This window comes from Mailhella massiliensis (genome assembly GCF_020741395.1).
GTDB lineage: Bacteria > Desulfobacterota > Desulfovibrionia > Desulfovibrionales > Desulfovibrionaceae > Mailhella > Mailhella massiliensis_A.
In genome coordinates, this window is sequence record NZ_DYZA01000198.1 from 1 (window position 1) to 4,762 (window position 4,762).

5 protein-coding genes are annotated in these 4,762 nt (G+C 60.4%); all 5 read left to right on the forward strand.

Going from position 1 to position 4,762, the window contains the following annotated elements:
* On the forward strand, window positions 1-755 hold a 755-nt coding region (locus tag K8W16_RS09735), incomplete at its 5' end, for a sodium/proton-translocating pyrophosphatase (protein ID WP_304123059.1).
* Window positions 756-1,048: 293 nt separating this feature from the next.
* Complete coding sequence (locus K8W16_RS09740; protein WP_304123062.1) at window positions 1,049-2,221, forward strand: MFS transporter; 1,173 nt, start codon at window positions 1,049-1,051, stop codon at window positions 2,219-2,221.
* Window positions 2,218-3,285 carry a homocysteine S-methyltransferase family protein gene (locus K8W16_RS09745; protein WP_304123064.1) on the forward strand — a complete coding sequence of 356 codons (1,068 nt, stop codon included), beginning with the start codon at window positions 2,218-2,220 and terminating at the stop codon, window positions 3,283-3,285. Before K8W16_RS09740 ends, K8W16_RS09745 begins: the two co-directional genes overlap by 4 nt.
* 54 nt (window positions 3,286-3,339) lie before the next feature.
* The gene (nikR, locus tag K8W16_RS09750; RefSeq protein WP_304123066.1) at window positions 3,340-3,798 is read left to right on the forward strand and encodes a nickel-responsive transcriptional regulator NikR; all 459 of its coding nucleotides are present in this window, start codon (window positions 3,340-3,342) and stop codon (window positions 3,796-3,798) included.
* Between the two features lie 32 nt (window positions 3,799-3,830).
* Complete coding sequence (gene folE2, locus K8W16_RS09755; protein ID WP_304123068.1) at window positions 3,831-4,631, forward strand: GTP cyclohydrolase FolE2; 801 nt, start codon at window positions 3,831-3,833, stop codon at window positions 4,629-4,631.
* The last annotated feature ends 131 nt before the right edge of the window (window positions 4,632-4,762 follow it).

Here is a 4,762-nt window from a genome sequence, read left to right on the forward strand (position 1 = left end):
AAATGTCCGGCCTGCCGGAGGATATCCGCGAAACTACCGACGCTCTCGACTCCGTGGGCAACACCACCAAAGCCGTCACCAAGGGCTACGCCATCGGCTCCGCCGCTCTCGCTGCTCTGGTACTCTTCGCCTCCTATACCGAAGACCTGAGCCGCTACTTCCCCGACCTCAACGTGACCTTCGCCCTGCAGGATCCGTATGTGCTGGTCGGCCTGTTCATCGGCGGCCTGCTCCCCTACCTGTTCGGCGCCATGAGCATGAAGGCCGTGGGCCGTGCCGGAGCCTCCGTGGTGGTGGAAGTGCGCCGTCAGTTCCACAACATCCCCGGCATCATGGAGGGCAAAGCCAAACCCGACTACAGCGCCTGTGTGGACATGCTTACCAAATCCGCCATCAAGGAAATGGTTACTCCCTCCCTGCTGCCCGTACTCGCTCCTGTGGTCGTGTACTACATCATCAAGATCTGGGGCGGACAGTCTGCGGCCTTCTCCGCTCTCGGCGCCATGCTCATGGGCACCATCGTCACCGGTCTCTTTGTGGCCATTTCCATGACTTCCGGCGGCGGTGCCTGGGACAACGCCAAGAAATACATCGAAGAAGGCAACTTCGGCGGCAAGGGCTCCGAAGCCCATAAGGCCGCCGTGACCGGCGATACCGTGGGCGATCCCTACAAGGATACCGCCGGCCCCGCCGTCAACCCCATGATCAAGATCATCAACATCGTCGCGCTGCTTCTGCTTCAGGCTCTCGCCTAAAAAAACAGGAGGGGGCGGGGAACCGCCCCACATCGCGCACGTTTCCGAAAGCCGCGGCCTGCCCGCGGCTTTCTGCTTGGAGGAAGAATTGCGGCGGCATCCGCGCAAAAACAGGCGGAGAGCCTGAAGCGGATATGCCACATCGCAGGCCTTCCGCCGATCCGTCCGGCCCACTTTTTCCGGCCTTTTCCCAAAGGCTCTCCTCTCCCCTCTGACGTGCCTGCGGGAAAAAGCGCGGCATGTGCCGCGCCCGGACAAAAAGCCCTTTGTTTCCCCTGCAAAAGAGCTCTTCCATGAAAGCCATTGTTTCCAATGTGTCGGGCAATACCCGCATGTACCTCTTCCTTTTCCTGCTCACGCTGGGCAGTACGCTGGGGCTTCAGGGATCCTCCCTGCTCTACACCAACTACGCCGTGGAAGTAGGCGGCTTTTCCGCTGCGGACAACGGCCTTGTGGTTGCCCTGCGCGAGGTGCCGGGCTTTTTGTGCTTCCTTGTGGTCCCGCTCATGCTCCTCATGCGCGAGCACAGGCTCTGCGTGTTTTCCGTCATCATCTGCGGGGCGGGCACTGCCGTCATCGGCATGTTCACCTCCTTCTGGGGCATCGCGGGCGCTGTGTTCGTCATGTCGGCGGGCTATCACTTCTTTGAGACCATCAACCAGTCCCTCATGATACAGTATTATGACCTGGCAACTACGCCCGTCGTCATGGGGCGTATGCGCGGACTTGCCGCAGGGGGGAGCCTTGCCGTTTCTCTCATGGTCTTTTTCTGCGCGGGGCTCCTTTCCTATGAAACCATGTTCGCCGCGACGGGCGTGGTAGTCATGGCCCTTGGCGCAGCATGTCTTTTTTTCGACCCTTCCAGCCCCCGGGTGGTTCCTCAGAAAAAAGGCATGGTCTTCCGCCGCAGATACTGGCTCTTCTACGCCCTCACCTTGCTCATGGGCGGGCGCAGGCAGATCTTTACCGTGTTCTCCCTGTTCCTGCTCGTGGAAAAATTCGGTTTTTCCGTGCGCGCCGTGGCCGTGCTCTACATGGTGAACTACGCCGTCAACTGGTTCTTCAATCCCCTTATCGGGCGCATCATCAACCGCATCGGCGAAAGGCGGCTGCTCACCATAGAGTATGCTTCCGCCTTCTTCATCTTTCTCTGCTATGCCTGGACGGACAGCGCGTATCTTGCCGGCGCCATGTACGTTCTCGACAGCCTCACCTTCAATTTCGCCATTGCCGTGCGCACCTTCTTCCAGAAGATAGCCGACCCCTCCGACGTGGCCCCGAGCATGGGCCTTGCCCAGACCATCAACCACATCGCAGCGGTGCTCATCCCTCCCCTCGGCGGCTGGCTGTGGGTGAGCTTCGGCTATCAGCTTCCCTTCTACTGCGGCATGGCGCTCACCGTACTCTCACTTCTGCTCATCCAGTGCATGGACAGAGAAATCGCCAGAGCGGGGCAACGAAGATGAAAGAAAGAGAATCCCGGGGGGAAGCCCTGAAACAATGCTGGAACACGTCACCGCTTTTTCTCATGGAAGGAGCCCTGTCCGAGAGGCTGAAGCATGAATTTCATCTTCCCACGGAAGGCCCGGCGGGCATGGCCGGACTGGTGCGGGAGAAAAAGGGCCGCGAGGCTCTCGCGTTTTTATGGAAACAATACCTTGCCATAGCCTGCAAATACAGTCTGCCCTTCCTCGCCGCCACGCCCACACGGCGATGCGACAAAGAACGGGCCTCAAGCGCAGGCTTCATCGACAAGGAAGGCAGAAGCTCCATCTTCAAGGAAAACATGGCCCTGCTTCGGGAGGTGCAGGATGAGGCCGACCGGAAAAACGCCCTCATGTTCGCAGGCGGTATGCTGGGCTGCAAAGGCGACGCCTACACGGGAAAAGGCTGCCTTTCCACCACCAAGGCTCTGGAACTCCACCGCTGGCAGGCCGGGCTTTTCCGGGAAGCCGGGGCGGACTTTCTCTATGCCGCGCTCATGCCTTCCCTTACCGAAGCCCTCGGCATGGCTCAGGCCATGGCGGAAACAGGGCTGCCCTTCATCATAAGCTTCACTCTGCGTGCCGACGGCCGCCTGGCGGACGGTACGCCCCTTTATGCGGCCATTGACGTCCTCGATGCCGAGATTTCCCCCCGACCGCTTTGCTTTATGGCCAACTGCGTGCATCCTGCGCTGGTACGAAAGGCTCTCTCCGCCCCCTTCAACCGGACGCCTCTTGTACGCTCACGCTTTCTGGGCATACAGGCCAACGCCTCTCCCCTCTCCTTCCGGGAGCTGGAAGGCTCAAAAGTCACGATGCAGTCCGAACCGGAAAACCTGGCCAAAGGCATGCTCCGCCTGAAAAACAATTTCGGCCTGCGCATTTTCGGCGGCTGCTGCGGCACTACGGATCGACACATGGAGGCCATAGCCTCGGCGCTGTGCCAGAAGGCTTCCCCCCACCTGCCAAGCAGGGAAAAAAATGGCGCGGAAGATTCCTGCACGGCGGGCAACAAGGGTGCATGTGGGGAAAATTCCGGCACTTGAGCAGAGCGCCCTGCTGGTGTATTGCTAAAAAAGCCTTTTCAACCGGGGGAACACATGAGCGGACTGGTACGTTTTGGAGTGTCGCTGGAGCGGGAACTGCTCACGGCCTTCGACAGGCACAGCGAGCGCAAGGGCTTCGCCAACCGTTCCGAAGCGCTGCGCCACTGCATACGGCGCGAGCTTTCGGAAGAAATCGTTTCCGACCCCGACGCGCCGGTAGCAGGCGTGCTCACGCTGGTGTACGACCATCACGACAACGATCTGCCCGGCCGGCTCACATCCCTCCAGCATGAGGCCCATGCCATGGTACTCGCCACCATGCATGTGCATCTGGACGAACATCACTGCCTGGAAACCATGGCCCTGCGGGGCCCGGCCGCCGCCGTCAGCGAACTTGCCGGAAGGCTCCGTTCCTCTCGCGGCGTCCTGCAAAGCTCGTGCTCCCTCACCGCCATCGAGGCCGCCCCCGAGCGCCACATATTCCACGATCACGAACAGAAGGAGCACGCATGACAGCCACAGCACCCGCCGGATGCGAACACTCGCTGACGGACGTTCAAAGCAGCCCTTCCAGCGTGGCGCTGGACATAGACCGCGTAGGCGTCAAGAACGTGGAACTTCCCCTGGTGGTCAGAGACCGCGACAAGGGCCGCCAGCACACCGTGGCCTCCGTGGACATGGGGGTGGATCTGCCCGCGGCCTTCAAGGGAACGCACATGAGCCGTTTCCTGGAAGCTCTGGAAAACTGGCGTGAGGCCAGCGCCGAAGAGCTGGACTACGCCTCCATGAAGCGCCTGCTTTCCGACGTGCTCACGCGCCTGCATGCAAGGCGCGCCTATGCAAAATTCAGCTTTCCCTATTTCCGCATGCGGAAAGCTCCCGTTTCCGGGCGCGCCGCGCCGGTGCGCTATCTCTGCCGCCTCACCGGGGAGATGGAAGAAGGCCGGGAGGGCCCGCGTTTTCTGCTGGAACTTGAAGTTCCCGTCACCACGGTATGCCCCTGTTCCAAGGCCATAAGCCGGGCCGGAGCGCACGGGCAGCGGGCCGTGGTGCGCATGGCCGTGCGCATGAGCCGCTTTGAATGGCTGGAAGGATTCATCGATATTGCCGAGGCCTCGGGCTCCGCCCCCATCCATACCCTGCTCAAAAGGCCGGATGAAAAATTCGTCACCGAACTGGCCTATGACAACGCCCTGTTCGTGGAAGACGTGGTGCGCAACGTGGCCGCCAGGCTGGAAAGCCACACCCATGTGACCTGGTTTTCCGTGGAAGTGGAAAGCGAGGAATCCATACACGGCCACAACGCCTTCGCAAGCATAGAGCGCTCCCTTTCTGCGGGAAAATAACAATTCTGTTACTCCCCTGCTTCAAAACGACGTCGGCCGTTGCAAGACGCCCCTCATCATATATTTGTATTCCGCCATGTTATGCAGGTATTGCGGAGCATGTTGCCTCAATGCTCCTCATGAAACTTTTT